The sequence below is a fragment of the Agromyces flavus genome, assembly GCF_900104685.1.
Classification (GTDB): Bacteria; Actinomycetota; Actinomycetes; order Actinomycetales; family Microbacteriaceae; genus Agromyces; species Agromyces flavus.
The window spans coordinates 1,835,004-1,860,722 of sequence record NZ_LT629755.1 but is presented as its reverse complement, the minus strand read 5'-3'; the positions used below and the strand labels follow the sequence as shown (position 1 = coordinate 1,860,722).

The 25,719-nt window shown below is 72.4% G+C and carries 22 protein-coding genes; 13 read left to right on the top strand and 9 right to left on the bottom strand.

Going from position 1 to position 25,719, the window contains the following annotated elements:
- The first annotated feature begins 107 nt into the window (after window positions 1-107).
- On the top strand, window positions 108-2,669 hold the full coding sequence (locus tag BLT99_RS08775) for a glycosyltransferase (protein WP_166670935.1): 2,562 nt from the start codon (window positions 108-110) through the stop codon (window positions 2,667-2,669).
- Between the two features lie 159 nt (window positions 2,670-2,828).
- Window positions 2,829-3,971: a glycosyltransferase family 2 protein gene (locus tag BLT99_RS08770; RefSeq protein ID WP_157674963.1), complete on the top strand. Its 1,143-nt coding sequence runs from the start codon at window positions 2,829-2,831 to the stop codon at window positions 3,969-3,971.
- A gap of 16 nt (window positions 3,972-3,987) precedes the next feature.
- On the opposite strand, the gene BLT99_RS08765 is transcribed toward BLT99_RS08770, so the two are convergent.
- The gene (locus BLT99_RS08765) at window positions 3,988-5,166 is read right to left on the bottom strand and encodes an acyl-CoA dehydrogenase family protein (RefSeq protein ID WP_092671121.1); all 1,179 of its coding nucleotides are present in this window, start codon (window positions 5,164-5,166) and stop codon (window positions 3,988-3,990) included.
- Window positions 5,167-5,270: 104 nt separating this feature from the next.
- Between BLT99_RS08765 and manA the strand changes: the two genes are divergently transcribed.
- Entirely contained in the window at window positions 5,271-6,518 is a 1,248-nt protein-coding gene (gene manA, locus BLT99_RS08760) for a mannose-6-phosphate isomerase, class I (protein WP_092671118.1), read from the top strand.
- 25 nt (window positions 6,519-6,543) lie between these two features.
- Here the strand turns inward: manA and BLT99_RS08755 are convergent, their stop codons facing one another.
- On the bottom strand, window positions 6,544-7,500 hold the full coding sequence (locus tag BLT99_RS08755; RefSeq protein WP_092671115.1) for a GlxA family transcriptional regulator: 957 nt from the start codon (window positions 7,498-7,500) through the stop codon (window positions 6,544-6,546).
- A gap of 102 nt (window positions 7,501-7,602) precedes the next feature.
- Between BLT99_RS08755 and BLT99_RS17585 the strand changes: the two genes are divergently transcribed.
- The 5 genes from BLT99_RS17585 to BLT99_RS08735 all read left to right on the top strand — a co-directional run bounded on the left by BLT99_RS17585 (window position 7,603) and on the right by BLT99_RS08735 (window position 13,891).
- The gene (locus tag BLT99_RS17585) at window positions 7,603-7,752 is read left to right on the top strand and encodes a hypothetical protein (RefSeq protein WP_157674962.1); all 150 of its coding nucleotides are present in this window, start codon (window positions 7,603-7,605) and stop codon (window positions 7,750-7,752) included.
- A 73-nt stretch (window positions 7,753-7,825) separates the two neighbouring features.
- Entirely contained in the window at window positions 7,826-8,800 is a 975-nt protein-coding gene (galE, locus tag BLT99_RS08750; protein WP_092671112.1) for a UDP-glucose 4-epimerase GalE, read from the top strand.
- Between the two features lie 160 nt (window positions 8,801-8,960).
- Window positions 8,961-9,281, top strand: a complete 321-nt coding sequence (locus BLT99_RS08745; RefSeq protein ID WP_092671109.1) for a WhiB family transcriptional regulator — start codon at window positions 8,961-8,963, stop codon at window positions 9,279-9,281.
- An 88-nt stretch (window positions 9,282-9,369) separates the two neighbouring features.
- Window positions 9,370-12,471: a glycosyltransferase gene (locus BLT99_RS08740; protein WP_166670934.1), complete on the top strand. Its 3,102-nt coding sequence runs from the start codon at window positions 9,370-9,372 to the stop codon at window positions 12,469-12,471.
- Window positions 12,455-13,891, top strand: a complete 1,437-nt coding sequence (locus BLT99_RS08735; protein ID WP_133988571.1) for a DUF5719 family protein — start codon at window positions 12,455-12,457, stop codon at window positions 13,889-13,891. Before BLT99_RS08740 ends, BLT99_RS08735 begins: the two co-directional genes overlap by 17 nt.
- 18 nt (window positions 13,892-13,909) lie before the next feature.
- Here BLT99_RS08735 and BLT99_RS08730 read toward each other — a convergent pair whose 3' ends face one another.
- Window positions 13,910-14,278: a hypothetical protein gene (locus BLT99_RS08730; RefSeq protein ID WP_229724748.1), complete on the bottom strand. Its 369-nt coding sequence runs from the start codon at window positions 14,276-14,278 to the stop codon at window positions 13,910-13,912.
- A gap of 120 nt (window positions 14,279-14,398) precedes the next feature.
- Between BLT99_RS08730 and BLT99_RS08725 the strand changes: the two genes are divergently transcribed.
- The 3 genes from BLT99_RS08725 to ahcY are packed head-to-tail and all read left to right on the top strand — an operon-like array spanning window position 14,399 to window position 17,568.
- A complete protein-coding gene (locus tag BLT99_RS08725; RefSeq protein ID WP_229724749.1) occupies window positions 14,399-14,614 on the top strand; it encodes a DUF3499 family protein in 216 nt (71 codons plus the stop codon).
- The gene (locus tag BLT99_RS08720; RefSeq protein ID WP_092671097.1) at window positions 14,611-16,044 is read left to right on the top strand and encodes a phosphomannomutase/phosphoglucomutase; all 1,434 of its coding nucleotides are present in this window, start codon (window positions 14,611-14,613) and stop codon (window positions 16,042-16,044) included. Before BLT99_RS08725 ends, BLT99_RS08720 begins: the two co-directional genes overlap by 4 nt.
- A 36-nt stretch (window positions 16,045-16,080) precedes the next feature.
- A complete protein-coding gene (ahcY, locus tag BLT99_RS08715) occupies window positions 16,081-17,568 on the top strand; it encodes an adenosylhomocysteinase (RefSeq protein ID WP_092675927.1) in 1,488 nt (495 codons plus the stop codon).
- 51 nt (window positions 17,569-17,619) lie between these two features.
- On the opposite strand, the gene BLT99_RS08710 is transcribed toward ahcY, so the two are convergent.
- Window positions 17,620-18,462, bottom strand: coding sequence for an RDD family protein (locus tag BLT99_RS08710; RefSeq protein ID WP_092671094.1), 843 nt, complete (start codon window positions 18,460-18,462; stop codon window positions 17,620-17,622).
- Window positions 18,463-18,479: 17 nt separating this feature from the next.
- On the opposite strand from BLT99_RS08710, the gene BLT99_RS08705 reads away from it, so the two are divergent.
- Window positions 18,480-19,475, top strand: a complete 996-nt coding sequence (locus tag BLT99_RS08705) for a stage II sporulation protein M (protein WP_092671091.1) — start codon at window positions 18,480-18,482, stop codon at window positions 19,473-19,475.
- A gap of 15 nt (window positions 19,476-19,490) precedes the next feature.
- On the opposite strand, the gene BLT99_RS08700 is transcribed toward BLT99_RS08705, so the two are convergent.
- The 5 genes from BLT99_RS08700 to BLT99_RS08680 are packed head-to-tail and all read right to left on the bottom strand — an operon-like array spanning window position 19,491 to window position 24,892.
- Window positions 19,491-20,825, bottom strand: a complete 1,335-nt coding sequence (locus BLT99_RS08700; protein WP_092671088.1) for a DUF58 domain-containing protein — start codon at window positions 20,823-20,825, stop codon at window positions 19,491-19,493.
- A 2-nt stretch (window positions 20,826-20,827) separates the two neighbouring features.
- Window positions 20,828-21,799 carry an AAA family ATPase gene (locus tag BLT99_RS08695; RefSeq protein ID WP_092671085.1) on the bottom strand — a complete coding sequence of 324 codons (972 nt, stop codon included), beginning with the start codon at window positions 21,797-21,799 and terminating at the stop codon, window positions 20,828-20,830.
- Complete coding sequence (locus tag BLT99_RS08690) at window positions 21,796-23,013, bottom strand: DUF4350 domain-containing protein (protein WP_166670933.1); 1,218 nt, start codon at window positions 23,011-23,013, stop codon at window positions 21,796-21,798. The genes BLT99_RS08695 and BLT99_RS08690 overlap by 4 nt, the downstream gene beginning before the upstream one ends.
- A gap of 5 nt (window positions 23,014-23,018) precedes the next feature.
- Window positions 23,019-23,699 (bottom strand): DUF4129 domain-containing protein, encoded by a 681-nt coding sequence (locus tag BLT99_RS08685; protein WP_092671079.1) that lies wholly within the window; start codon window positions 23,697-23,699, stop codon window positions 23,019-23,021.
- Complete coding sequence (locus tag BLT99_RS08680) at window positions 23,690-24,892, bottom strand: hypothetical protein (protein WP_092671076.1); 1,203 nt, start codon at window positions 24,890-24,892, stop codon at window positions 23,690-23,692. The genes BLT99_RS08685 and BLT99_RS08680 overlap by 10 nt, the downstream gene beginning before the upstream one ends.
- A 138-nt stretch (window positions 24,893-25,030) precedes the next feature.
- On the opposite strand from BLT99_RS08680, the gene mtrA reads away from it, so the two are divergent.
- Complete coding sequence (gene mtrA / locus BLT99_RS08675) at window positions 25,031-25,711, top strand: MtrAB system response regulator MtrA (protein ID WP_092671073.1); 681 nt, start codon at window positions 25,031-25,033, stop codon at window positions 25,709-25,711.
- The last annotated feature ends 8 nt before the right edge of the window (window positions 25,712-25,719 follow it).

Below are 25,719 nucleotides of genomic sequence, written 5' to 3'. Positions count from 1 at the left end.
GCTGGCACGGTAAAATCGTCACCGGCCGCTGCTCGGCGGTCCCCTCACCCTCCGGAATGCCCATGCACAGCGAGGGCGCTGATTCCCGGTTCAAGCAGGAGACCCCCGTGAGCTCGACCCCTGACGTGTCCATCGTCATCCCACTCCATGACGACGAGGAGTGGGTCGCGAGCGCACTGGAGAGCTGCACGCGCCAGACGCTGCGCAACATCGAGATCATCTGCGTCGACGACGCGTCGACCGACGGCACGGCTGCGGTGGTCGATGCGCACCGACGGAAGGACCCCCGGATCCGGCTCCTCAAGCAGGACGCCAACCTCTCCGCCTTCCAGGCACGACGGCGTGGGGTGGAGGCTGCGGCAGCTCCCTACGTGCTCTTCCTCGACGGCGACGACGAACTCGCGCCCGACGCTGCACGTGTCGCGCTCAGGCGTGCTCGTGCCGAAGCAGCGGATATCGTCGGCTTCGGCGTCGAGGTGGTGAAGCCGGACGGATCCACCGGCGGGGAATTCGAAGCGTCACTGCAACCGCGTCATCGCACGCTCACCGGTGCCGGCATCGTGCCGGGGATCTTCCCTCAGGGGAAGGTCGCACAGGGTCAGCTCTGGCGGAATCTCTATCGGCGCGAGCTCCTGCTGGAAGCCTATTCCGGCCTGCCCGACGACCTGATTCTGTTCCGCGCCAACGACATCCCCATCGCCTTCCTGGCCTTCGCGAGAGCGCGGAGGTATGCCTCGACCACTAAGCACCTCTACCGCTACTTCTTCCGGCGCGGGCGGAGCGGGCATCAGGTCGTGGATCTCGATGCCTTCCGCTTCTATCTCGGCGCGGTCGACTCCATCGAGTGCATCGAGGAGAGCATTCGGGAGCTCGGCGAGAGGTTGGAAGATCCCGCCGACCTTTTCGCGAGCTACGAGTCCGCCCGCCTTTCGATCATCGGGAGCGTGCTGGGATACTGCATCAGGAACGTCTCCAAGAAGCTCCAGCCGGATTGCGTCTCGTTGCTCGGTGAACGGGTCGGCGACGTCGACATGATCCGTGCCGCGGCGAGCTTCCGTCCAGACGCGCGCGCTCTCCTGTCGAGCCGTGCCGAGGCGCCTGAGGCGCCTCGCAACGTTCAGAGGGTTCTGATCGCGACGCATGACATGAAGACCGGTGGCGTGCAGGGCGTCGTGGCCGCCCAGTCTCGGTACCTCGTCGAGAACGGCCTGTCAGTCACCGTCGCCGTGCACAAGTCGGATGACGCCGTCCATGACCTGCCGCCCGAGGTTCGCCTCATCGTCATCGACGGCACCACGCTCGCAGGGAAGCTGCGTTCCTGGCTCGAGATCTGCAAGAAGCATGACGTCGTCATCGACCACAACGTCCTGTACAACGAGAACTGGCCGTTCTATGCGCTGATCGCTCGGACGATCGGAGTGCCGACCATCGGCTGGCTCCATAATTTCGCGCTACGGACGGTGTACGACTTCGGCACCCGCGGCTCATTCCTTCGCGCGCACCTTCCCCTGCTCTGGACCGTCGTGGTGCTCTCGACCGAAGACGTCTCCTTCTGGAAGCTCCAGGGGATCGAGCGCGTGGTCTGGCTGCCGAATCCCCCTTCGACCCTGCTCGCGAAGCTCGGTGAACGCCAGCCGAAGTCGCCACCCGACGGCACGGTCAATCTGGTCTGGTGGGGGCGGCTGCAGCAGCACACCAAGCAGGTCCGAGACCTGATCGCCGTCGCCGAGCATCTCCGCGGACTCGACATCGACTTCCATCTGACGATCATCGGGCCGGACACGGCCGACCTGACTGCGGCGGAACTGCTGGACGAGGCGGCCCGTCGAGGAGTTGCGGATGCCGTCAGCCTGCCAGGCCCGCTCTATGGACAAGACCTTCTCGATGCGCTCTCCGAGGCGCACCTGCTCGTCTCGACAAGCGTGATCGAGGGGAATCCGCTGACGCTCGTCGAAGCGCAGGCGATGGGCATGCCGATCGCCATGTACGAGTTGCCATGGGTCGAGACCACGAAGGACAACGACGGAGTGAGTGCCGTTCGTCAGGGGTCCGTCACCGACCTGGCGCACGAGATCGCTCGGATCAGCCGCGACCCCGCGGATTACGCGAAGCTCTCCGAGGCGTCACTGGCGGCCGCACGGCGCGCGCGGTCCCATGACATGGCGGACCTTTACGCCCGGTTGCTTTCCGAAAGCCTTCCGCCGGAGTACTCGCCCGCACCGTCGCTCGCCGACGCCTCCCTCCTCCTCGACTGGATGACTTTCTATTCCGAGCGGAACGTCGGCATCCAGGCGCGAGTCAAGGGGCGGCTCCGCGCTCGCCTGGCGGCGGAACTGGAGGCGACGCGAAGGTCCTTCACGTTCCGCGTCGGACGAGTCGTCGCGTTCCTGCCGAGGCATCTCGCGAGGGCCGTGCTTCGTGGCCTGGCAGCGACGTCGGTCGGCGCCCTCCAGCGCGCCGCCCAGCGGACGGGCTCGGCGCCGCAGGCGGACGCTGCGCCGGCCGGCCCGACCGAGGGCCGGTCGCCCGCACGACCGGATGGCCTGCCGGGATCGTCGGGGCGCGCCCGACCTACGAGCGTCCAGGAGGGCGAGCTCAACGCTGAGCAGCGGCGTGACGTCGTCGAGCAAGTCCGTGCCGAGGTGCTGGGGCGACCTGCTGGAGGGTGATCGGCTCCGACCCCCAGCCGCTTCGCCGCTACGCTGCACTCCATGCCCGGTCCTCGTAGAGTGGTGAACCGTGCACGCGCTCGGATGAAGGGAGCCCTGGCGCCGATCGCCGCGGTGGTACGCCGCAACCGCGGTCGTCGGGCCGGAGCCGCGATTCCCGTGGCGGAACGCACGAGCGGCTGGATCAGCGTCGTCATGCCGGTCCATGACGTCGCGGACTACGTCGATGCTTCGATCAGGTCCGTCCTCTCGCAGGGCTACTGGAGGCTGGAGCTCATCGTCGTCGACGATGCGTCCGAGGACGCGACGCGCGATCGAGTCCGTCGCTGGGTCGAGCGCGATTCGCGGGTGCGATTGGTGGACGCCTCGTTCGGCGATGTGAACGCCGCGCGCAACCTCGGCGTCTCACACGGTAAGGGTGAGTACCTCGCATTCCTGGACGGCGACGATCTCATGCTGGCCGGCGCGCTCCGGGACCTCGTGGAGGCGCTCCAGGCCTCGGGATCCGACTTCGCGGTCGGCAGCTACGACCGCTTGGTCGACGGTCGCAGGACCCCGCCGGCGTTTTGGATCGACGAGGCTCACGAGACGGATCGGCGCCGAACCTCGGTCGTGCAGTTCGCGCAGATCATGGTCAATGCGGTGCAGTGGACGAAGGTGTACCGTCGAAGCTTCTGGGACTCGGCGGGGCTTGCCTTCCCCGAGGGCGGTCACTTCCAAGACCAGTTGGTGAGCGCCCGCGCCTACGCCCGCGCGGAGCGCATCGACGTGCTCCGTCGCGCGGTGGTCTCATGGCGGATCCGACACGACGGGTCGTCGATGACGCAGCAGGGCGTCAACACGGCGCAAATCCGCGATCGGTTCGCCACGGCGGTGCGAGCGCTCGAGGTGCTGAGCCGCGAATCCACGCCCGAGGTATGCGAGGCGCGGCGAGCGCAGTTCCTCGGCTACGACGCTGCGGTGGCAACCGCCGAATTGCCGCGGATGAGCCACGATGCCTATGCCGCCCTCCGGTCCGGACTCGCCTCGCTCGCACCTGAGGCGAACGAACCGGTCTGGAACGTCGTGCCGGCCGAGTACAAGGTCCTGTTCGACTTGATCCTGCGTGATGACCACGAGCGGGCACTCCAATACATCGCGCGTGGCGGGCTCGACCTGCTTCAACACGATCTCGTTGAGATCGACGGCGTGCAGTATGTGCAGATGCCGTACTGGGGCGACGAGGCTGCCGGGGTGCCGCTCGTCCGGTTCCGTGCGGCGCCACGGGAGCTTCGCGCATTCGCCGCGGCATCCGTCAGCTAGGCGCCGGCCGGGTGGTTCAGGCGAACGCCGCGTGCCCGGTGATCGCGCGGCCGACGATGAGGGTGTTCATCTCGCGCGTGCCCTCGTACGAGTAGAGCGCCTCGGCGTCGGCGAAGAACCGGGCGACGTCGTAGTCGAGCACGATCCCGTTGCCGCCGCACACCTCGCGGGCCCAGCCGACCGTCTCGCGCATGCGCTCGGTGGCGTACGTCTTCGCGAGCGAGGAGTGCTCGTCGCGCAGCTCGCCGCGGTCCTGCATCTCGGACACCCGGACGACCATGCCGAGCGAAGCGGTGATGTTGCCGATGCACTTCACGAGCAGGTCCTGGACGAGCTGGTGCGCGCCGATGGGCTTGCCGAACTGGACGCGTTCCGTCGCGTACCGGACGGCGGCCTCGTAGGCGCCGATCGCGGTGCCGACCGCCGCCCAGGCGACCTCGGCGCGGGTCTGGCGCAGCACGGCCGCGGTGTCGCGGAAGGAGTTCGCGTTCTGCAGGCGCAGCGACTCGGGCACGCGCACGTCGGTGAGGGTGATGTCGGCGTTCTGCACGATCCGGAGACTGATCTTGCCCTCGATCTTCGTCGCCGCGTAGCCGGGCGTCGACGTGGGGACGATGAAGCCCTTGACCTGCCCGTCGGCCTCGTCCTTCGCCCAGATGATCGTGATGTCGGAGAACGTGGCGTTGCCGATCCAACGCTTCGCGCCGTTCAGCACCCACGCGTCGCCCTCGCGGCGCGCGGTGGTCTGCAGGCCGCGGGCCGAGTCAGAGCCGGACAGCGGCTCGGTGAGGCCGAACGCGCCCACGACCTCGCCCGAGGCGAGCTTCGGGATCCACTCGCGGCGCTGCTCCTCCGAGCCCGCGACCGCGATCGACCCGGTCGCGAGGCCGTTCTGCACGCCGACGAACGTGCCGACCGACGGGTCGACCCGCGCCAGCTCGAGCGCGACGAACCCGCGGAACACCGCCGAGTTCTCGAAGGGCGCGGTCTCGTCCCAGGCGAACGAGAGCACCCCGAGGTCCGCGAGGGGCTTCACGACCTCCATCGGGAACTCGGCGCGCTCCCAGTGGTCGTTGACGATGGGCTGGACGTCGCGCTCGAGCCAGGCGCGCAGCGCGGCGAGCGCCTCCTGCTCGCGCGCCGTCAGCAGCGACCCGTACGAATAGAAGTCGCTCGAGAGCGGCTCGTAGGACATGTCGGACCTTCCTCGTCGTGGATGTCCAGAGCCTAGGCACGGCGGCGGGCCGAACCGCAGCCGTTGGTAGTTTGGAGCCAAACCGCGAAAGGACGCCACCACGCATGTTTGTCGCCATCCGCAACCATCCCCGGGGCTATGCGTGGGGATCCCACACGGCGATCGCGGAGTTCCGCGGCGTGCGACCGAGCGGCGGCCCCGAGGCCGAGCTGTGGCTCGGTGCGCACGCGGGTTCGCCCGCGGAGGTGATCGACGCGGCATCCGTCGGCGCCGCCGACCTCGCCGAGCTCGTCGCCGCCAACCCCGCCGCGGCGCTCGGGCCCGAGCTCGCCCGCGAGGGCGCCCGCCTTCCCTTCCTGCTCAAGCTGCTCGCGGCCGACCGACCGCTCTCGCTGCAGGCGCACCCCGACCCCGAGCAGGCGCGCGCCGGATTCGCGCGCGAGGAGGCCGAGGGCGTGGCCCTCGACGCGTTCGATCGCAACTACCGCGACCCCTTCTCGAAGCCCGAGCTGATCGTCGCGGTGAGCGACGCGTTCGAGGCGCTCTCCGGCTTCCGGCCGCTCGAGGAGGTCGCCGGGATCCTGCGCGTCCTCCGGGCCGCGGACGTCGCGTCGGAGGAGCCGCAGCCGGGGGCGATCGACCTCCTGGCCTCGCGGCTCGAGTCCGCCGAGCCGCTGCGCGAGGCCGTCGAGTGGCTGCTGCAGGACGGACGCGGCGGGGACACGGGCGAGGCCGCGTGGGTCGTCGAGCGCGTGACCGGGCTGGCCGGCTCCGAGACGGCGCTCACGTCGCCGTTCGAGGCGTCGTTCCGCACGGTCGGGCAGTTGGCCGAGGAGTACCCCGGCGACCCGGGGATCGTGATCTCGCTGCTGCTGAACCGCGTCACGCTCCGCCGCGGCGAGGCGCTGTTCCTCGACGCGGGCAACATCCACGCCTACCTCGCAGGCCTCGGCATCGAGCTCATGACCGCGAGCGACAACGTGCTCCGCGGCGGCCTGACGTCGAAGCACGTCGACGTCGCCGAACTCGTGGAGGTGCTGGACTTCACGCCGATCGAGCCCCCGGTGCTCGCCGCGGTGCAGGTGTCGCCGGGCGTGGTCGAGTACCGCCCCCCGGTGGCCGACTTCACGCTGTTCCGGGTCGAGAAGGCGACGGATGCCGCACGCGTGCCCCTCGGCGGACCGGCGATCGTGCTCGCCGAGGGCGCCGGGGTCGACGTCGCGGGCCTCGGCGGGGGCGCAAGGGTCGAGCGCGGCGAGGCGGTGTTCGTCTCGCCCGACGAGGGAGCGCTCGAGGTGCACGGCGACGGGGTGGCGTGGATCGCCACCACGCGCGTCGTCGCCGGACGCTGAGGCGCGCCAGGCCGCGCGAGGACGCTCAGCCGACCTGACGCGGCCCGAAGACCCGGCGGTACTGCGTCGGAGTGGTCTGGAGCACCTTCACGAAGTGGTGCCGCATGACCGCGGCCGCGCCGAAGCCCGTCTCGCGGGCGATCTCCTCGAGCGTGAGGTCGGTCTCCTCGAGCAGCTGCTGCGCGCGGAGCAGCCGCTGCCGGTTGAGCCAGGCGTTCGGCGTCGTGCCGGTCTCGGCACGGAACTTGCGCGCGAAGGTGCGCGGCGACATCAGGGCGGTGCGCGCGAGGCGGTCGACCGTGAGGTCCTCGTCGAGGTGCTCGAGCATCCACTCGGTGACGCGCGCGAACGAGTCGGTGCGCACCTCTGCGACGGGCGTCTGGATGAACTGGGACTGACCGCCGTCGCGCTGGGGCGGTACGACCATCCGGCGGGCGACGATGTTGGCGGCGCTCGCGCCGAGCTCGGTGCGGACGATGTGCAGCGCCGCATCGATGCCGGCGGCGGTGCCGGCGCCCGTGACGACCTTGCCGTCCTGCACGAAGAGCACGTCGGGGTCGACCACGGTGTCGGGGAACTCGTCGGCCATCCGATCGGTGTACATCCAGTGCGTCGTGGCGCGGCGGCCGGCGAGCACGCCGGCGCGGCCGAGCGTGAATGCGCCGGAGCAGACGCTGAGCACCCACGCGCCTCGGTCGACGGCCTCGCGGATCACCCGGAGCACCTCGGGATGCGCGGGCTCGTCGATGAGCGACGCGGGCACGGCCACGAGGTCGGCCGTCTCTGCCGCCGCGAGTCCCTCGTGCACGACGATGTCGAACCCGAGCTTGGTGGAGATGGGACCAGGCTCGGCGGCCACGACGTGGAAGTCGAACGTGGGACCGCCGTGCTCGGCCCGGTCGATGCCGAACACCTCGCAGATGACTCCGAACTCGAACGGCGCCATCTGCGGGACGGCGATGCAGGCGATGGTCTGGAGCACGAGCGGCCTCCCGGGCAGGCCAGCGGACACTGGCAGGAATATGTCGATCTATGGCGAGTCTGCCACTTCCGGCAGGATGTTGCAAGGAGCACAATTACTGCCATGGAGACCATCGTGCTGCTGATCATCGCCGGGCTTGCCGCTTGGGGCGTCGTCGCGACGCTGCTCCGGCTCGACACCGACGGCTACGGCCGTCCCGAGATCCGCGACCGCAACCGCCACGTCGAGCGGATGCCGCTGCGCCGGGCCTGAGTCCGCGAGACCCGGTTCCCACGGGCCGCTAGCATCGTCACGACGCCGGACGCACCGGCGGCGGAAGGCGGATATGAGCTGGCTGGTCACCGGGGGAGCCGGGTACATCGGGGCGCACGTCGTGCGGGCGTTCCGTTCCCAGGACATCGAGACGGTCGTCGTCGACGACCTCTCGTCGGGACAGCGAGGATTCGTGCCGCGGGGCGTGCCGTTCGTAGAGGGCTCGATCCTCGACGGCGCGCTGCTCGAGCGGGCCATCGAGGAGCACGACGTCGTGGGCGTCGTGCACCTGGCGGGCTTCAAGTACGCGGGCGTCTCGGTGAAGCAGCCGCTGCACACCTACCGGCAGAACGTCACGGGCACCGCGACCCTGCTCGGCGCCATGGAGGCGAGCGGCGTCGACCGCATGGTGTTCTCGTCGAGCGCGGCGGTGTACGGCACGCCCGATGTCGACCTCGTCACCGAGGCGACCCCCAAGCACCCCGAATCGCCGTACGGCGAGTCCAAGCTCGTGGGCGAGTGGCTGCTCGCCGACCAGGCCCGTGCCGCTGGACTGCGTCACACGTCGTTGCGGTACTTCAACGTGGTGGGCTCGGGAACCGATGAGGTCTACGACCCGAGCCCGCACAACCTGTTCCCCCTCGTGTTCGACGCGCTGCTCGACGGCCGGACGCCCAGGATCAACGGCGACGACTATCCCACCCCCGACGGCACGTGCGTGCGCGACTACATCCACGTCGCCGACCTCGCCGACGCGCACGTCGCGGCGGCCCGCCGACTCGATGCGGGCGAGCCGATCGAGCCGGTGTACAACCTCGGCTCGGGCGACGGGGTCTCGGTCGGCGAGATCATGCGCGAGGTCGCTCGCGTCACGGGGATCGCGTTCGAACCCGAGGTGGCCCCCCGGCGCGCCGGCGATCCCGCGCGCATCGTCGCGTCGGGCGAGCTGGCCGCGCGCGACCTCGACTGGCGCATGCGTCACGGGCTCGCCGAGATGGTCGCCAGCGCGTGGTCGGCCCGGCGCGCGGCATCCGTCGCCGACGCGTGATCACGACTCGGACACGCGATCAGCGTGTCGCGGCCCGGCTGAAGCCTCGATGCACGATTGAGGGTTTACGATTCGCGACTTGACTTCCACCGAATTACACCGATGTAATTGTTCATGACACGCCCCTCGGGGATGTCGGTACAACTGGGTGGGAGACGATATGGGCAGGCCTGAATATCGTTCTGGGGTACCTGAGGATTGGTTCGTCGACCCCGTGCGGCTCGGCGTTCCGGGGGTTCGCGGGGTCGCAGACGACGACAACCAACTGGCGTGGCAGACCGACGCGCTGTGCGCGCAGACCGATCCGGAGGCGTTCTTCCCCGAGAAGGGCGGATCCACGCGGGACGCGAAGCGCATCTGCACCGGCTGCGAGGTCCGCGCCGAGTGCCTCGAGTACGCGCTCGCCAACGACGAGCGATTCGGCATCTGGGGCGGGCTCTCCGAGCGCGAGCGGCGCAAGCTGCGGCGGCAGGCCGGCTGAGCGCTCCCAGCGGCCGGCGGGGCGCGTGATTCGAGGCACGCCCGCAACGTGATCGATCGCAGTGGGACCGCCGCCTATGCTGTCCCCGATGTTCCCTGGAGTCACCGCCGTCCTCGTCGTGCAGCATGGCGGCGACCGCCTCGCCGCCACGCTGGCGGCGCTTCGCGCCCAGCGACGCCCGGCCGACGCCCTCGCCGTCGTGCTCCTGCGCAGCGACGACGCGACGCGCGCCGCCGTCGAGGCGGCGGAGCCGGAGCACGTCGTCCAGCTCGAGACGGTCCTCCCGTTCGGCGACGCCGTTCGTGCGGTCGAGTCGACGTTGCCCGAGCCGTCCGGCGACGACGAGGCGATCTGGTTGCTCACCGAGGATGCCGCGCCCGAACCCGGTGCGTTGGAGGCGCTCGTCGCCGAACTCGCCACGGCCCGGTCGGCGGCGATCGCCGCGCCCAAGCTCGTGGATTGGGACGAGCCCGCGCGCATCCTGCGATTCGGCCGGTCGATGACGCGGTCGGGCCGCAGCCTCCCGGTCGTCGACGACGAGCTCGACCAGGGCCAGCACGACGACCTCTCCGACGTGCTCGGCGCCGACTCGGTCGGCCTCCTCGTCCGGCACGCCGTGTGGCGCCGGCTCGGCGGCCTCGATCCCGCGCTGCCGACCGTTGACGACGGCCTCGACCTGGGTGTCCGGGCGCGGCTCGCGGGTCACCGGGTCGTCGCCGTGCCCGCCGCTCGGATCCGCTACGCCGACGGCGGCGTCGCCGGACAGGGATCCGTTCGGGGTGGGCGCGCGGCCCGCCGGCGTGCGCGCGAGGCGCGCGCCGCGCAGCTGCATCGCCGCCTCGTGTATGCGCCGGCCGTGCTCGCCCCGCTCCACTGGCTGGCGCTCCTGCCCATCGCGGTGCTCCGGTCGATCCGCCACCTGCTGGTCAAGTCCCCGGGAAGCATCGCGGGCGAGTTCCGCGCGGCGGTCGAGACCATGGTCACGCCGCAGCGCGTCATCCGCTCGAGGCGAGCGCTGTCCGCTGCGAAGACCGCCCGATGGTCCGCGCTCGCTCCGCTGCGCATTCGCGCCGACGAGGTGCGGCTCCGGCGGCAGCAGGCGGCCGAGGCTCGGCGACAGCGGGCGAGGGGCCGGGCCGATGAGCTGCGCTTCCTCCAGACGGGGGGCGGATGGGTCCTGCTCGCCGGCGTCGTCGCCTCGGTCGTGCTGTTCGCCCCCATCGCGGCGGGCGGCGCCATCGCCGGCGGCGGACTGCTCCCGCTCTCACCCGACGTGGCGAGCCTCTGGCGGAACGCCGCCGCCGGATGGCGTGACCTCGGCGGCGGCTTCATGGGCGCGGCCGATCCGTTCGCGGGCGTGCTCGCGACCCTCGGCTCGCTGTCGTTCTGGAACCCGTCCGGCGCGATGATCGCGCTGTGGCTCCTGGCGATCCCGGTCTCCGCGCTGGGCGGCTGGTTCGCCGCATCGCGCCTGACCGAACGGGCCTCCCTGCGCGTGCTCGGCGGCATCCTGTGGGCCGCGGCGCCGCCGTTGCTCGAGGCGCTCGCCGTCGGCCGACCGGGTCCGGTGCTCGCTCACATGCTGCTGCCCTGGCTCGTCGTGCTGATGTTCGCGGCGGGTGCCTCGTGGGCGGCGGCCGCCGGCGCGTCGCTCGTGTTCGCCGCGATCCTCGCGTGCGCCCCGACGCTCGCGCCCGCCCTCATCCTCGGGTGGCTCGTCGCCCTGCCGCTCAGCCGGCGGGCCGCCGTGCGCCTCGTCGGCATCCCCCTCCCGGCCATCGCGCTCTTCCTGCCGCTCCTCGTCCAGCAGTGGACGCGCGGTACGCCTCTCGCGGTGTTCGCCGATCCCGGGGTGCCGCAGTGGTCCGCCGCGCCGACGCCGTTCCAAGCCGCGCTCGGCCAGTCGTCGGACGGCTGGGCGCGCTGGGAGGACCTGTTCGACGGGGTCGTCGCCGAGTTCGTGCCGCTTCCCGTCGTGCTCGGGGTGCTCCTCGCTCCGCTGGTGCTCGTCGCGCTCGCGGTCGTCGCGACACCGCGGTTCCGCGCCGGACTGCTCTCGCTCGGCATCGCCACGGCGGGCTATGCGACCGCCGTGCTCGCGAGCGGGATCGCGTTCGCGGTCTCCGGCGACCTGCCGGTCCCGCTCTGGGCGGGAGCCGGGCTCAGCCTCATGTGGCTCGGACTCAGCGGGGCCGCCGTGCTCGCACTCGACGGATTGCGCCGCGGGGCGGCCGCGGTCGCCGCACTGGTGACCGTGTGCTCCCTCGTGGCGGTCGCGCCCGCGCTGGTGCTCCTCGCGCTCGGGCGCGCGCCGATCGGGCCGGCACCCGAACGCACCCTTCCCGCCTTCGTCGAGGCCGAGGCTGCCACCGATCCGCGGGTCGGCACCCTGCGCATCGATCCGACGACGGGCGGAGGCCTCCGCGCCACGATCGAGCGCGGCACCGGTGCGACGCTCGACATCCAGTCCACGCTCGCGGCGACGCAGCGTGAGCTCACCGACACCACCGAGGCGATCGCCGACCTCGCGGGCAACCTCGCCTCGCGCAGCGGGTACGACGCCACGGCCGCCGTCGAGCGCTTCGGCCTGTCGTACGTGCTCCTGGGGCCGGCCGGCGACGACCCCGGCGCGGCCGCGGTGGAACAGCGGGCGACGGTCGCACTCGACGGCAACGCCCAGGTGACCGCGAGCGGCGACACCGACTTCGGTCCGCTGTGGCGCTTCGCGGATGCACAGCCGGACGCGCCGGGAGCGCAGATCCCGGCCGCCGATCCGGCCGCGGGATGGATCGTCGCGGGACAGCTCATCGTGATCGGCTCGGCCGTCCTGCTGTCGATCCCGACCGGAGGCGGGCGCGAACCCGATCGGCGCCCGCCGTCGCAGCGGGCGAGGCGACGTCCGAGATGGCCGCGCCGGACCCCCGCGGGCCCGGCCGGCGCCGCAGCGCCCGCCGCCCCGGAGCCATCCGCCCCGGAGGCATCGGCCGCCCCGGCCGACTCGGAGCGACCCGTCGACCCGGAGCCGGAGCCGGAGCCGGAGTCCCAGGCCGAGCCCGATCACGGCCTCCCCGACTCCGACCGGGCGCCCGAAGCGGAATACGAGCGCGGCCCGGAGCCAGCGACATCCAGCGCCGACCTCGTCGTCGGCACCGACGCGACCGGAGGTGACCGCGATGCGCATCAGGCGTGAACTGCTCGTCGGCGTCGGACGGGGCGCATCGGTGGTCGCCGCCGTCGCGGTCGCCGCAGGCATCCTGGCCGCCGCCGTCGTGGCGCCCCTGCCCGAGGTGGAGACCGACGCGCCGTCCGTGGTCGTGCAGCCGGCCGAGAGCCGCCAGCTCCGCGTCTGCCCGGGGCCGCTCCTCGAGCTCGCGGAGGACTCGGCCGAGGCCACCACGGCGACCTCGTTCGGCGCGGCGCCGGTCGCCATCGCCGCAGATCCGGCGGATGCGCTCGTCGAACAGGCACCGGTCGAGGCGCCCGACAATCCCGCGTCGGCGACCGACGGCGGTCCGATCTCGATCGCCGCGGAGCCCGGGGCCGTCGACGCCGGTCTGCTCGCGGGCGCGCAGTCGCAGTCGGCCGAGGCCACGTCCATCAGCGGATTCGCCGCGGCCGCGTGCACCGAGCCGGCCACCGAATCGTGGCTCGTCGCCGGAGCCACCGACGTCGGCCGTTCGGGGCTCGTCTTCATCGCGAACCCTGGTGCGGTGGCGTCGACGGTCGACGTCCGTGTCATCGGCGAGGGCGGCCCCATCGACGCCCCCGCCGCGATCGGGGTGGTCCTGCCGCCCGGCACGCAGCGGGTGATCTCCCTGGCCGGGCTGGCACCCAACATGCGGTCCACGGTCGTGCACGTGACGAGCACGGGCGGCCCCGTGGCTGCCGCGCTCCAGCATTCGGTCGTGCTGGGCCTGGAACCCGCAGGCGTCGAGCTCTCCGGTCCGGCCGCGACGCCCGCGACGGCGCAGGTCATCCCGGGCGTCGTGATCGTGGACCGTCGCGGGGTCGCCCCGCAGGAGGACCATGCGGAAGGCGACGACCATCCCGCGGTCCGGCTCCTCGCGCCCGAGGCCGACACGGTGGCCGCCATCGAGCTGATCGGCGAGGACGGCGAGGTCGAGGCCCGGATCGAGGCCGAGCTGGTCGCCGGCCGCACGCTCGACGTGCCCCTCGGCACGGTCGATCCCGGGTCCTACACCTTGCTCGTGACCGCCGATGCGCCGGTGGTCGCCGCCGCGCGGGCCACCGTGCTCGGCGACGGCGACGACCCGATCGTCGCCGACCTCTCCTGGACGACGTCGACGGCCCCCCTGCTGGACGGCGCGACCGTGGCGGTCCCGCCCGGGCCCGGTGCGGTCCTGCACATCACCAATCCCGGTGACGGCGAGGCGACCGTCTCGGTGGAGGTCGACGGCGCGGAGCGCGAGATCGGCGTGCCCGCCGGCGCAACGGCATCCGTCGACCTGTCACCCGACGCACGCGTCGTGCTCACGGGCGTCGAGGGCCTGCATGCCACGGTGTCGTTCAGCGGCGACGCGGAGCTCTCATCGATGCCGGTCTCGCCGCCCGGCCCGCTCGACGCGCCGGTGCGCGTCTACCCCCAGTAGCACGCGCCGCCCCGTGACTCAGAAGTGCCGGTACCGCCCTGGCGCGAGCTCCCACGGGTCACGCCCGAGGAAGTCGGCGACCGCGCGGAAGACGCAGCTCTCGACGAGCAGCTTCTCGTCCTTCTCCTCGCCTTCCTGCGTGCGTAGGAACCGGACGATCGGGAGCCGGAAGAAGACGATGCGGCGATCGTCGTGGTAGACCTTCCAGCGGTCGACATGGTCGTCGTGGATGGCCTCGGCGGGTGCGTCGGCGACCTGGAAGGTGACCCCCTCGAGATCGGGCCAGAGCCCGCGCAGGTAGGCGGCCGTCGAGGCGACCGTCACGTCGAAGTCCTCGATCCGCGTCCGCAGGGGTTCGAGGTGCGGCCCGGTGACCGCCGACCGCATGCCCCGACCGTGGCGATCACGTGCGAGGCGCCTCGGCGAGGCGGGTGTCGCGCCGACACGGCGGGAACGGGGCATGACCTCCACTGTAGCGGCGCTCCGGATCGCTAGTCTGGGGTGGCCATGAGACGTTGTTCGCGCACCGCATGCACCGCTGAGGCGGTCGCGACGCTCACGTTCGACTACGCCGACTCGATGGCGGTGCTCGGCCCGCTCTCGTTCGCTCGCGAGCCCCATTCGTACGATCTCTGCGCCCGCCATGCCGAGCGCACGTCCGCCCCGCGCGGCTGGCAGATCATTCGGCACGTCACCCTCGGTGAGATAGGGTTCAGCGCATGAATCCCCCCTCCACTTCGGGCGCTCGCGCGCGCCTCGAAACGATCGTCAAGGCCTACGACGTCCGGGGCATCGTCGGGGACGCGCTGACCGACGAGGTCGTCGAAGCGCTCGGTGCGTCGTTCGCCGACGAGGTCGGCGCTGCCGGCGGCCGGATCGTCGTCGGCCACGACATGCGCGACTCCTCGCCGGGCTTCGCCGAGGCGTTCGCGCGCGGTGCCACGGCGCGGGGCGCCGACGTCGTCGCGATCGGGCTCTGCTCGACCGACCAGACCTACTTCGCATCGGGATCGATGCAGGCGCCGGCGGCGATGTTCACCGCGAGCCACAACCCGGCCTCCTACAACGGCATCAAGTTCTCGCGCGCGGGCGCGCAGGGCATCTCGCTCGACACCGGCCTCGCGGCCATCCGCGACCGTGCGGGCGACTACCTCGACGGGGGCATCCCGCCGGTCGCCGAGCCGGGCCGGATCGAGCGCGTGGACGTGCTCGCCGACTACGCGCGTCACCTCCGCTCGCTCGTCGACCTCGGGGGCATCCGCCCGCTGAAGGTCGTCGTCGACGCGGGCAACGGCATGGGCGGACTCACGGTGCCCGCGGTGCTCGGCGAGGCCGCCGGACTGCCCGCGCTCCCGCTCGAGATCGTGCCGCTCTACTTCGAGCTCGACGGCACCTTCCCGAACCACGAGGCCAACCCGCTCGACCCCGCGAACCTCGTCGACCTGCAGCGCGCGGTCGTCGAGCATGGCGCCGACCTCGGCCTCGCGTTCGACGGCGACGCCGACCGCTGCTTCGTCGTCGACGAGCGCGGTGCGGCGGTCGATCCGTCGGCCGTCGCGGCGATCGTCGCGCTGCGCGAGATCGCGCGCGTCCGCGCGCTCGGCGAGGACGAGCCGACGGTCATCCACAATGTCATCACCTCTCGATTCGTGCCCGAGACGATCGAGGCGGCCGGAGCCGTCGCCGTGCGCACGCGCGTGGGCCACTCCCTCATCAAGGGCCGGATGGCCGAGACCGGGGCGGTCTTCGGCGGCGAGCACTCCGCGCACTACTACTTCCGCGACTTCTGGGGCGCCGACAACGGCATGCTCGCGGCCATGCACGTCCTCGCCGAGTTCGGCTCGCAGCCCGCGCCGCTCTCGCGGCTGGCCGCCCGCTTCACGCCGTACGCGCTCTCGGGCGAGATCAACTCGACCGTCGAGGACGTGCCGGCGGCGTACACCCGGATCGTCGAGGCGTTCACCGGTCGTGCCGAGTTCGACGAGCTCGACGGGCTCACCGCCACGGGGCTCACCTCGGGCGACGAGCCGTTCTGGTGGTTCAACGTGCGCCCGTCGAACACCGAGCCGCTGCTGCGCCTGAACGTCGAGGGCGAGGATGCCGCGACCATGGCGGCCGTGCGCGACGAGGTGCTCGCCCTCATCCGGGCGTAGCGCCCGGCGCCGAGGCCGGATGCGAGAATGGACGGCATGACCCTCGCCGCCTCCACCGCGACATCCGCTCTGCCCTTCAAGGTCGCCGACCTCTCGCTCGCCGAGTCGGGGCGGCACCAGCTCCGCCTCGCCGAGAACGAGATGCCGGGCCTCATGGCGCTCCGCGCCGAGTTCGGCGAGTCGAAGCCGCTCGCGGGCGCACGCATCGCGGGCAGCCTGCACATGACCGTGCAGACCGCGGTGCTCATCGAGACGCTCGTGGCGCTCGGCGCGCAGGTGCGCTGGGCGAGCTGCAACATCTTCTCGACGCAGGACGAAGCCGCCGCCGCGGTGGTCGTCGGGCCCGACGGCACCGTCGACGAGCCGCGCGGGGTCCCGGTGTTCGCGTGGAAGGGCGAGACGCTCGAGGAGTACTGGTGGTGCACCGACCGGATCTTCGACTGGTCGGCCGAGGCCGAGGCGGCGGGTGCCGAGTGGATCGGGCCGAACATGATCCTCGACGACGGCGGCGACGCCACGCTCCTCGTGCACCGGGGCCGCGAGTTCGAGGCCGCCGGAGCCGTGCCCGCCGCGGGTGACGACGCGAGCGCCGAGTACCGGGTCGTGCTCGACACCCTCCGGCGGTCGGTCGAGCTCTCGCCCGACCGCTGGACGCGCATCGCCGCCGAAATCCGCGGCGTCACCGAGGAGACCACGACGGGCGTGCACCGGCTCTACGAGCTGCACGCCGCAGGCGAGCTGCGCTTCCCCGCGATCAACGTCAACGACTCGGTGACCAAGTCGAAGTTCGACAACAAGTACGGCATCCGGCATTCCCTGCCCGACGGCCTCAATCGCGCGACCGACGTGCTGATCGGCGGCAAGGTGGCGTTCGTCGCGGGCTACGGCGATGTCGGCAAGGGCGCCGCCGAGGCGCTCCGCGGCCAGGGTGCGCGCGTGATCGTCTCAGAGGTCGATCCCATCAACGCCCTGCAGGCCGCGATGGACGGCTACCAGGTGGCGCGCCTCGAGTCCGTGATCGGCGAGGTCGACATCCTCGTCACGGGCACGGGCAACAAGGACGTCGTGCGGGTCGAGCACCTGCTCGGGCTCAAGCACCTCGCGGTCGTCGCCAACGTCGGCCATTTCGACAACGAGATCGACATGGCCGGGCTCGAGTCGCTCGAGGGCGCCGAGCGCGTCGAGATCAAGCCCCAGGTGCACGAGTGGCGGCTGCCGAACGGCCGCAGCGTGCTCGTGCTCTCCGAGGGTCGCCTGATGAACCTCGGCAACGCGACCGGCCATCCGTCGTTCGTCATGTCGAACTCGTTCGCCAACCAGGTCCTCGCGCAGCTCGAGCTCTGGACGCGGCCCGAGGCGTACCCGATCGGCGTCTACGTGCTGCCCAAGCACCTCGACGAGAAGGTCGCTCGCCTGCACCTCGACGCGCTCGGCGTCGAGCTCACCGTATTGACCCCCGAGCAGGCCGCCTACATCGGTGTGCCGGTCGAGGGGCCGTACAAGGTCGACCACTACCGCTACTGAGCCGAGCCGAGCGGATGCCGCGGGCGGGCGTCGCCACGCGGCATCCGGCCGTCACCGCTCGGGGAAGCCGAGGGGGCGGGCATCGAGCACCGGCTCGAGCGCGGACATGCGCTGCGACTCCAGCGCGAGCGCGGTGAGGTCGCGTTCGCGGCGCAGCGCGGCGACGCCGGCGAGCACGAGTTCGGCGTCGCCGGACGGCATCGGCGACACGTACGGAGCGACCTCGACGGCCAGCCGTTCGGCCACGCGCCGCCGACTCGCCGGCGCGAGGTGCGGCGCGTTGTGGAAGAACGCCGCGACCCTGCGGGCGACCGGATCGGGCAGGCGTCCGACGTCGGCGATCGCGGCCCACGCGGTGAGGGGAGCGGGCACGCCGAACCCCTGCGGCGAATATCGCGGCACGCGCTCGACCTGGGCGTGGGTACCCGCGAGCAGGTCGCCGAGGCGCTTGGAATCGGGATTCAGGAAGCCCACGAGCACGGCCAGCCCGCCGAACGTCATCCAGATCTCGAGCACGCCGACGAGCGCCCGGATGAACGCGTGGCGCAGGCCGATCGCCCCGCCGTCGTCGCGCACGACGCGCAGGCCCAGGGCCAGCTTGCCGAGCGAGCGACCGTGCGACGCGGTCTCGACCGTGGTCGGCAGCACCACGATGCAGGCGACGACGAGCGAGATGCCGACGGCGCGGATCGCGGCTTCGTCGAGATCGAGGCCGGCGATCGCGAGGAACGCCGCGAATCCCACGATGAGCGTCGCGATCACGTCGATCGCCGCGCCGCCCGCGCGCATGACGGCGCTCGCGGGCCGCACGTCGAGTGCGACGGCCTCGCCGGTGACGAGCGCCTCGTCATCGATACGACCGGCGGCTCGGACGGAGGCGGACGCGTCGGCCATGGCTAGTATTCAAGCAGATGGACCTCGACGCCCTCGCGACCGCCCGCCACGACGACTGGGAGCGCCTCGACGTGCTCTCACGGCGGCCGCGGCTCGACGGCCCCGCCGCCGACGAGCTGATCGAGCGGTACCAGGCCGCCGCATCCGACCTGTCGCTCGTCCAGGCCACGGCCGGCTCGACGGCGCTCGGCGACCGCCTCTCCGTCTCGCTCGCACGGGCGCGGCTGCGCTTCACCGGCGCCCCCGAGAATCCACTGCGGCAGCTGGCCCGGTTCTCCCTCGTGGGCCTGCCGGCGGCACTCTACCGCGTGCGATGGCTGACCCTCGCCGTGGCGGTCGCGACCTTCGTCGTCGCCGCGCTGTACGCCCTCTGGGTCGCCGGCGACCCGAGGGTGCTCGCGAACCTCGGGTCCGAGGAGGAGTTGCGGGCGCTCGCCGAGGAGGGCTTCGTCGCGTACTACTCCGAGAACCCGGCCGCGTCGTTCGCGGGCTCGGTGTGGACCAACAATGCGTGGATCGCGGCGCAGTGCGTCGCGTTCGGCATCACCGGCGTGTGGGTGCCCTACGTCGTACTCCAGAACGCGCAGAACCTCGGGCTGACCGCGGCCGTCATGTTCGCCTACGACGAGGCCGACACCTTCTTCCTCTACATCGCGCCCCACGGTCTCCTCGAGCTGACCTGCGTGTTCGTCGCCGCGGCAGCCGGCCTCCGGATCTTCTGGGCGTGGGTGGCGCCGGGCCCGAGGACGAGGGGTGCGGCCCTCGCCGAGGACGCGAGAGCCCTGTTCTCGGTCGCGATCGGGCTCGTGTTCTTCCTCCTCGTCGCGGGCCTGATCGAGGGGTTCGTCACGCCGGCGCCCTGGCCGTGGCCGGTCAAGATCGGCATCGGCGTGCTCGCCATGGCCTGGCTGCTCGTCATGATGCTCGTGCTCGGCCGTCGCGCGCACCGTGCGGGCGAGACCGGCGACCTCGCCGCGTTCGACGCCGGCGCACGGCGCGTCGTCTCCGGGTGACCGGATCGCGCGGCGTCAGAGCCGCCCGGCGGCCTTGAGCTCGAGGTACCGGTCGGCCAGCGTCGGCGGCAGCTCCTTCGGCGGCGCGGTCACGGTCAGGCCGCCGAGCCTCCGGATCGCCGCCGCCACGCGCTCGCCGTCGAGCAGGCCGCGCTCGGCGCCGGCAGCCCGGTAGGCCTCGTCGAGCGACCCGCGTTCGCGACTCGCGGCGACGAGATCGGGATCGGCGACCGAGGCGACGATGACGGTGTGGCGTGCGGTGAGCTGCGGCAGGATCGACAGCATGCCCCTCGCCGTGCCGGGGGAGTCCGCCGCCGTGAGCAGGACGACGAGCGCGTGCCGACTCGTCACCCGGCGCACCTGTCCGGGAACCGCGGCCCAGTCGGCCTCGATGAGCTCGGCATCGATGTCGGCCATCGAGTCGACCATCCGTGCGAGCAGCTCGGCGCCGCCGACACCGTGCACGCGCCCTCGCAGCCGGCGGTCCCACGCGAGGAAGTCCACCCGGTCGCCGGCGTGCGATGCGAGTGCCGCGAGCAGCAGCGCGCCCTCGAACGCGGTGTCGAGGCGCGGCTCGTCACCGATCCGCGCCGCGGCCGCGCGTGAGGTGTCGACGACGATGACGATGCGCCGGTCGCGTTCGGGACGCCAGGTGCGCACCATCAGCCGCGTCGTGCCACGCGACTCGGGGTCGGCGCGGCGTGCGGTCGCGCGCCAGTCGATCGAGCGCACGTCGTCGCCGCGCACGTACTCGCGGATCGAGTCGAACTCGGTTCCCTGCCCCCGGATCAGCAGCGGGGTGCGTCCGTCGAGCTCGCGGAGCCGGGTCAGACGCGACGGAAGGTGGGCGCGCGAATGGAACGGAGGAAGCACGCGGAGGCGTCCGGGCGAGGAGAGCGTCGCCTGCCGCGCCCACAGCCCCAGCGGACCGAAGGAACGCACCGTCACCTGCTCGGTGCGTCGCTCGCCCCGTCGGGTGGGGGTCAGGCGCAGCGAGATCCGTCGCGCCTCGCGGGGCGGGACGTCGACGCGGGTGCGGTTCGCGCCGTGCACCCCGGCCGACGGGGTCCAGCCGTCGCGGACGACGGCGCGCAGCCGACGTGGCCCGAGGTTGCGGACGACCAGCTCGGACGTCGCCGTCTCGCCGAGCCGCACGCGGTCGGGCAGCTCACGGGCGAGGGCGACCCGTCGCGGTGACGCGGCCAGCGCGAGATCGACCGAGCCGAGCACGATGGCGAGGACGAGCCATCCGAGCAGCACGACCCACGCGGCATCCGCGGCGCCGCCGAACAGCACGACGGGCACCGCGCCGAGGGCGAGGAGGAGCGTGAACCGGCCGGTGAGGGTCATCGCTAGAGCGGCACCTGCACCTGCTGCATGACCGAGCGGAGCACCTGGTCGACGGACACGCCCTCGAGCTCGGCCTCGGGGCGGAGCTGCACGCGGTGGCGCCACGCCGGCAGCAGCATCGCCTGGACGTGGTCGGGCGTGACCTTCTCGAACCCGGTCAGCCAGGCCCACGACTTGGACGCCGCGAGCAGCCCGGCCGCTGCGCGCGGACTCACGCCAAGGCGCATCGACGGACTCCGTCGCGTCGCGCGCGCGAGATCGACGACGTACGCGAGCACGTCGTCGGCGACGCCCACGCGACCGGCCGCGGCGCGCGCCGAGGCGAGTTCGGCGGCGCCGAGCACGGGTGCGACCCCGGCGGCCTCGAGATCGTGCGGATCGAACCCGTCGGCGTGTCGTCGCAGCATCCGCACCTCGGCGTCGCGCTCGGGCACGTCGAGCACGAGCTTGAGCAGGAACCGGTCGAGCTGCGCCTCGGGCAGCGCGTACGTGCCCTCGTACTCGATGGGATTCTGGGTGGCGGCGACGAGGAACGGGTCGGGAAGGGGCCGCGTGACGCCGTCGACCGACACCTGGCGCTCCTCCATGGCCTCGAGCAGCGCCGACTGGGTCTTGGGCGGCGTGCGGTTGATCTCGTCGGCGAGGAGCAGGTTGGTGAACACGGGCCCCTCGCGGAACGCGAACTCGCCGTTGCGCGGATCGTACGCGAGCGAGCCGGTCACGTCGCCCGGCATCAGGTCGGGCGTGAACTGCACCCGGCGCGTCTCGAGCCGGAGCGTACGGCTCAGGGTGCGCACGAGCAGGGTCTTGGCCACCCCGGGCACGCCCTCGAGCAGCACGTGCCCGTTCGCCAGCAACGCGATGATGAGGCCCGTCACGGCGCCGTCCTGTCCGACGACGGCCTTGCCGACCTCGGTGCGCACGCGGTCGAGCGCGAAGCGGAGCTCGGCGTCGTCGGGATTCGGGTCGGTCATGGTCGCCTTCCTGTCGGGTCGGATGCGTCGGGGTCGCCGGCCGGGCGCATGGCGGCGCGCACGGTCCGTTCGAGCTCGTCGAGGTCGCGGGCGAGGTCGACGAACTCGCGGTCACCCGGGGGCTGGGCGTCGACCAGGATGGCGCGAACGGATGACGCGGGGCGCCCGGTCGCGTCGGACACGCCGGCGACGACGGCGTCGACCGGGGCGCTGCGCGGGAGCCGCAGCACCTCGGCCAGGCTCCGGATCGTTCCGATCCGCAGCTGGTCGAGCGCGTGCGCCCTTGCCGACGAGCGCGCGTAGAGGCGTGCGCGCCCCTCGCCGGTCTCGGCGGCGGGCACGTGCACGGGGAGGTCCTCGACGACGAGCGGGCCGAAGCGCCGACCGCGCCAGATGCCGGCTGCGACGGTCACGAGGACGAGGAGCACGGCGACCGGACTGACCCATCCGGGCGTCAGCTCGTCGAGGGTCGGCGCCGCGGCGCCGTCGATGTCGGCCGCACCGGGGAGGTACCAGACGAGCTCGTCGCGGCCGCCGAGCAGGCCGATCGCGAGCGCCGCGTTGCCCGCCTCGTCGATGGTCTCGTTGGCGAAGACCGCCTCGGAGCCGACGAGCGCGACCTGCGCACCGTCGGGCGAGGGGCCGGTCACGACCGCGAAGCCCTCGCCGTCGGCGAAGCAGCCCGAGAATCCGGATGCCGCTGCGTCGTCGTCGATCGCGAGCAGCTGCTGGCCCTCGGACAGCTCACCGGCCCGTCGAGCGGTCGGGAGCGAGCACGCGACCTCGTCGATCGAGCCCTCGGCCGACCCCGCGAGCCTCACGCCCGGCGCGAGCACCTCGAGCGCAGCGAAATCGGGTCGCGCGACCACGAGGCTGTCGGCGGCGCCGGCGAGCGCCGCCACGTCGTCCCGCCCGAGCAGTCCGGCCTGGTCGTACAGGAACACCGTGGCTCCCTCGGCGGCGCGACGGGCCTCGTCGAGCGATCCCACCGTGTACACGTCGACGCCCTGGTCGCCGAGCACGCGCGCGAGCGCCTGCGCGCCGCTCGGTGCGGGGTTGTCGGCGGCGAGCGGCGCGCCCGGCGGCCGGACCAGACCCTGGACGAGGGCGAGCACGAGGGCGCCGAGCACCAGGGCCGCGGCGATCACGATCCACGCGCGCCGTCGCCGGACGAGGGCGCGCAGGCCCGGCGTCACGGCGGGGCTGGCGGCCACCGCCGTCACTCGGGTCGTCCGATCGGCGACGCCTCGGCGAACTCGCGCTCGAGCTCGGGCACCGAGGCCGCGAGCTCGCCGTCGAGCTGCGCGATCCGCTCGTGCGCGGCGGCCGAGCCGGCACGGGCGAGGTAGCGCACGGCGTCGAAGTCGGCGGCCGCGGCTTCGAGCCGTGCCGCGTGGTCTGGGAACGCGACGGTCGCCGCAGCCGCCATGCCGTGCGCCGTGGTGCCCGGGTGGACGCGCACGAGCTCGCGTTCCACGAGCCCGCGCACGAGCGCGCGGAAGCGCTCCTCGATCGCGAGCGGCCAGTCGCCCGCTCGTGCGGCGGCGTCGGCGGCCGAGCGCAGCGTCGCGGCATCCCGGACGTCGCCGTCGTCGAAGAGCGGGACGGCGGCACCGGCCCGGCGGCGCAGTCGGGGCAGGCCGAACACGAGCAGGCCCAGCACGACCAGGACCACGGCGATCGTCACGAGGACGAGCCAGAGCGCCGGCAGCGGCAGCCCGCCGGCGCCCGAGAGCAGGTCGGCGATCCAGTCTCGGACCGCTTGGGCCGCGAGGTCGAACGCGGTGGGCTCGGCCGCGCGGTACTCGGGCCGGGCGAGCTCGTCGAGCACCAGGCGACGCGCCTCGACGGCATCGGGTTCGAGCGGCGGGTCGAGCCGTACCGCGTGGATCAGGACCACGTCGCGACCGGACCCTGCTCCGAGGCGGGCAGGTAGGGGTCGGTGGTCGGCCGGCCCGCGTCGCGCGCCTCGACGTGGCGCTCGAGTTCGAGGTCGAGTCCCTCGGTGCGCATCCGCAGGTCGATGTAGATCACCGCGATCAGGGCCGCCTGCACCACCGAGGTGATCGCCCCGATCAGCACCGACAGCACCAGCGCCGCGACCGTGGTGCCGATCGAGATCGCCTGGTACGCCTCGCCCACCGTCGGGTCGAGGAGCATGGCGAGGATGGCGCCGAGGAACGAGACCGGCTGCACGACGACCTGCGCGGCGAACGACAGGATGAGCCCCACCAGGAGGATGAGGCCGAACGTGCGCCAGAAGTTGCCGTTCGTCAGCGCCCACGACCGGCGGACCGCGGTGAGCACGCCGGATCGCTCGAGGACGATCACGCTGGGAACGAGTGCGAGCTTGGTGCCGAGCCACGCGCCGAGCACGCCCAGGCCGAGCAGCGCGGCCACCGCGATGAGCACGACCGCGAGGACGGTGGCGGGATCGGGGAAGATGACGGCGACCGCGATCACGGCGCCGACCACCAGTGCGAACACGCCGCCCACGATGGCGCCGACGATCAGTGTCCACCCGATGAGGGGCCAGATCCGCGCGGCGGCGCGTCGCCACAGCGCGCCGAACGAGAGGCGCTCTCCGATCGTTCCGCTGGCCACCTCGACGACCATGACCCCCTGGAGGAATGCGCCGGCGACCACGGAGATCGCGATGGGGACGAGCGAGAGCAGGATGACCCATCCGACCGCGCCGGAGAGGATGGCGTCGACATCGGCCGCGCTCGCGGACTCGACGCGGCCGAAGACCCAGACGAACAGCGGGACGAAGACCGCCGCGGTGGCCACGGCCGAGACGAGCTGCACGACGAGTCCGGTCCCGAAGACCGGCGCTGGATTGCGTCGGAGCGTTCGGAACGGCGCCCACAGCAGCGTGCCGAAGCCCATCGGACGCAGCGGGAGCAGGCCGGGCCGGGGCGGCGGCGTCCACGCCTGCGGGCCGGCCGGGGGCGGCCAGGCGCCCGGCGTGGGCGGCCCGTACGCGGGCGGCGGGTACTGGGGCGTCGCGCCCGGCGGCACGTACGGAGGGGGAGCGGCGCCCCCCGGCGGGAGCGGCGGCGGGACGGGCTGCGCCCAGTCGTGATCGGACACCTGCTGCGCTCCTTCCGGGATGCCACCAATGCTGCCACAGCCCGCCCACGGCGGTCTGCCGGGGCGGACCGACTACGCTGGTGGGCACTGGTTTCCGGTCCGACGCCTCGCGCGCCGGGCCCGACGGAGAACGGACGCATGACGCCACGCGTACTCGTCGTCGACGACGACACGGCCCTCGCCGAGATGATCGGGATCGTGCTGCGCACCGAGGGATTCGATCCGGCCTTCTGCGCGGACGGCGCCGGCGCGCTCGCCGCGTTCCGCGAGACCCGGCCCGACCTGGTCCTGCTCGACCTGATGCTGCCCGGAATGGACGGCATCGAGGTGTGCGGTCGGATCCGCGCGGAGTCGGGCACGCCGATCATCATGCTCACCGCGAAGGGCGATACCGCGGATGTCGTGCGCGGCCTCGAGTCCGGCGCCGACGACTACATGGTCAAGCCCTTCAACCCGAAGGAGCTCGTCGCCCGCATCCGCACCCGCCTGCGTCCGGCGCCCGAGTCCGCGGTCGAGACCATCGCGATCGGCGACCTCGAGATCGACGCGGCGGGTCATGAGGTGCGACGGGGCGACCAGCGGATCAACCTGACGCCGCTCGAGTTCGACCTCCTCCTCACGCTGGCGTCCAAGCCGCAGCAGGTGTTCACGCGCGAGATGCTCCTCGAGCAGGTCTGGGGCTACCACTACAAGGCCGACACGCGGCTCGTGAACGTGCACGTGCAGCGCCTGCGGGCCAAGGTCGAGCACGACCCCGACAACCCGCGCATCGTGATGACCGTGCGCGGCGTCGGATACCGCGCCGGCGCCACGACCTGAGGCGGGCC

Excerpts from the sequence above, each read along its gene's own strand:
- BLT99_RS08735 (WP_133988571.1), top strand. The coding sequence starts at position 12,455 with ATGCGCATCAGGCGTGAACTGCTCGTCGGCGTCGGACGGGGCGCATCG.
- BLT99_RS08740 (WP_166670934.1), top strand. The coding sequence starts at position 9,370 with ATGTTCCCTGGAGTCACCGCCGTCCTCGTCGTGCAGCATGGCGGCGAC.
- BLT99_RS08720 (WP_092671097.1), top strand. The coding sequence starts at position 14,611 with ATGAATCCCCCCTCCACTTCGGGCGCTCGCGCGCGCCTCGAAACGATC.
- BLT99_RS08695 (WP_092671085.1), bottom strand. The coding sequence starts at position 21,799 with ATGACCGACCCGAATCCCGACGACGCCGAGCTCCGCTTCGCGCTCGAC.
- BLT99_RS08745 (WP_092671109.1), top strand. The coding sequence starts at position 8,961 with ATGGGCAGGCCTGAATATCGTTCTGGGGTACCTGAGGATTGGTTCGTC.
- ahcY (WP_092675927.1), top strand. The coding sequence starts at position 16,081 with ATGACCCTCGCCGCCTCCACCGCGACATCCGCTCTGCCCTTCAAGGTC.
- mtrA (WP_092671073.1), top strand. The coding sequence starts at position 25,031 with ATGACGCCACGCGTACTCGTCGTCGACGACGACACGGCCCTCGCCGAG.
- BLT99_RS17585 (WP_157674962.1), top strand. The coding sequence starts at position 7,603 with ATGGAGACCATCGTGCTGCTGATCATCGCCGGGCTTGCCGCTTGGGGC.
- BLT99_RS08700 (WP_092671088.1), bottom strand. The coding sequence starts at position 20,825 with ATGACCCTCACCGGCCGGTTCACGCTCCTCCTCGCCCTCGGCGCGGTG.
- galE (WP_092671112.1), top strand. The coding sequence starts at position 7,826 with ATGAGCTGGCTGGTCACCGGGGGAGCCGGGTACATCGGGGCGCACGTC.
- manA (WP_092671118.1), top strand. The coding sequence starts at position 5,271 with ATGTTTGTCGCCATCCGCAACCATCCCCGGGGCTATGCGTGGGGATCC.
- BLT99_RS08705 (WP_092671091.1), top strand. The coding sequence starts at position 18,480 with ATGGACCTCGACGCCCTCGCGACCGCCCGCCACGACGACTGGGAGCGC.
- BLT99_RS08730 (WP_229724748.1), bottom strand. The coding sequence starts at position 14,278 with ATGCGGTCGGCGGTCACCGGGCCGCACCTCGAACCCCTGCGGACGCGG.
- BLT99_RS08765 (WP_092671121.1), bottom strand. The coding sequence starts at position 5,166 with ATGTCCTACGAGCCGCTCTCGAGCGACTTCTATTCGTACGGGTCGCTG.
- BLT99_RS08710 (WP_092671094.1), bottom strand. The coding sequence starts at position 18,462 with ATGGCCGACGCGTCCGCCTCCGTCCGAGCCGCCGGTCGTATCGATGAC.
- BLT99_RS08725 (WP_229724749.1), top strand. The coding sequence starts at position 14,399 with ATGAGACGTTGTTCGCGCACCGCATGCACCGCTGAGGCGGTCGCGACG.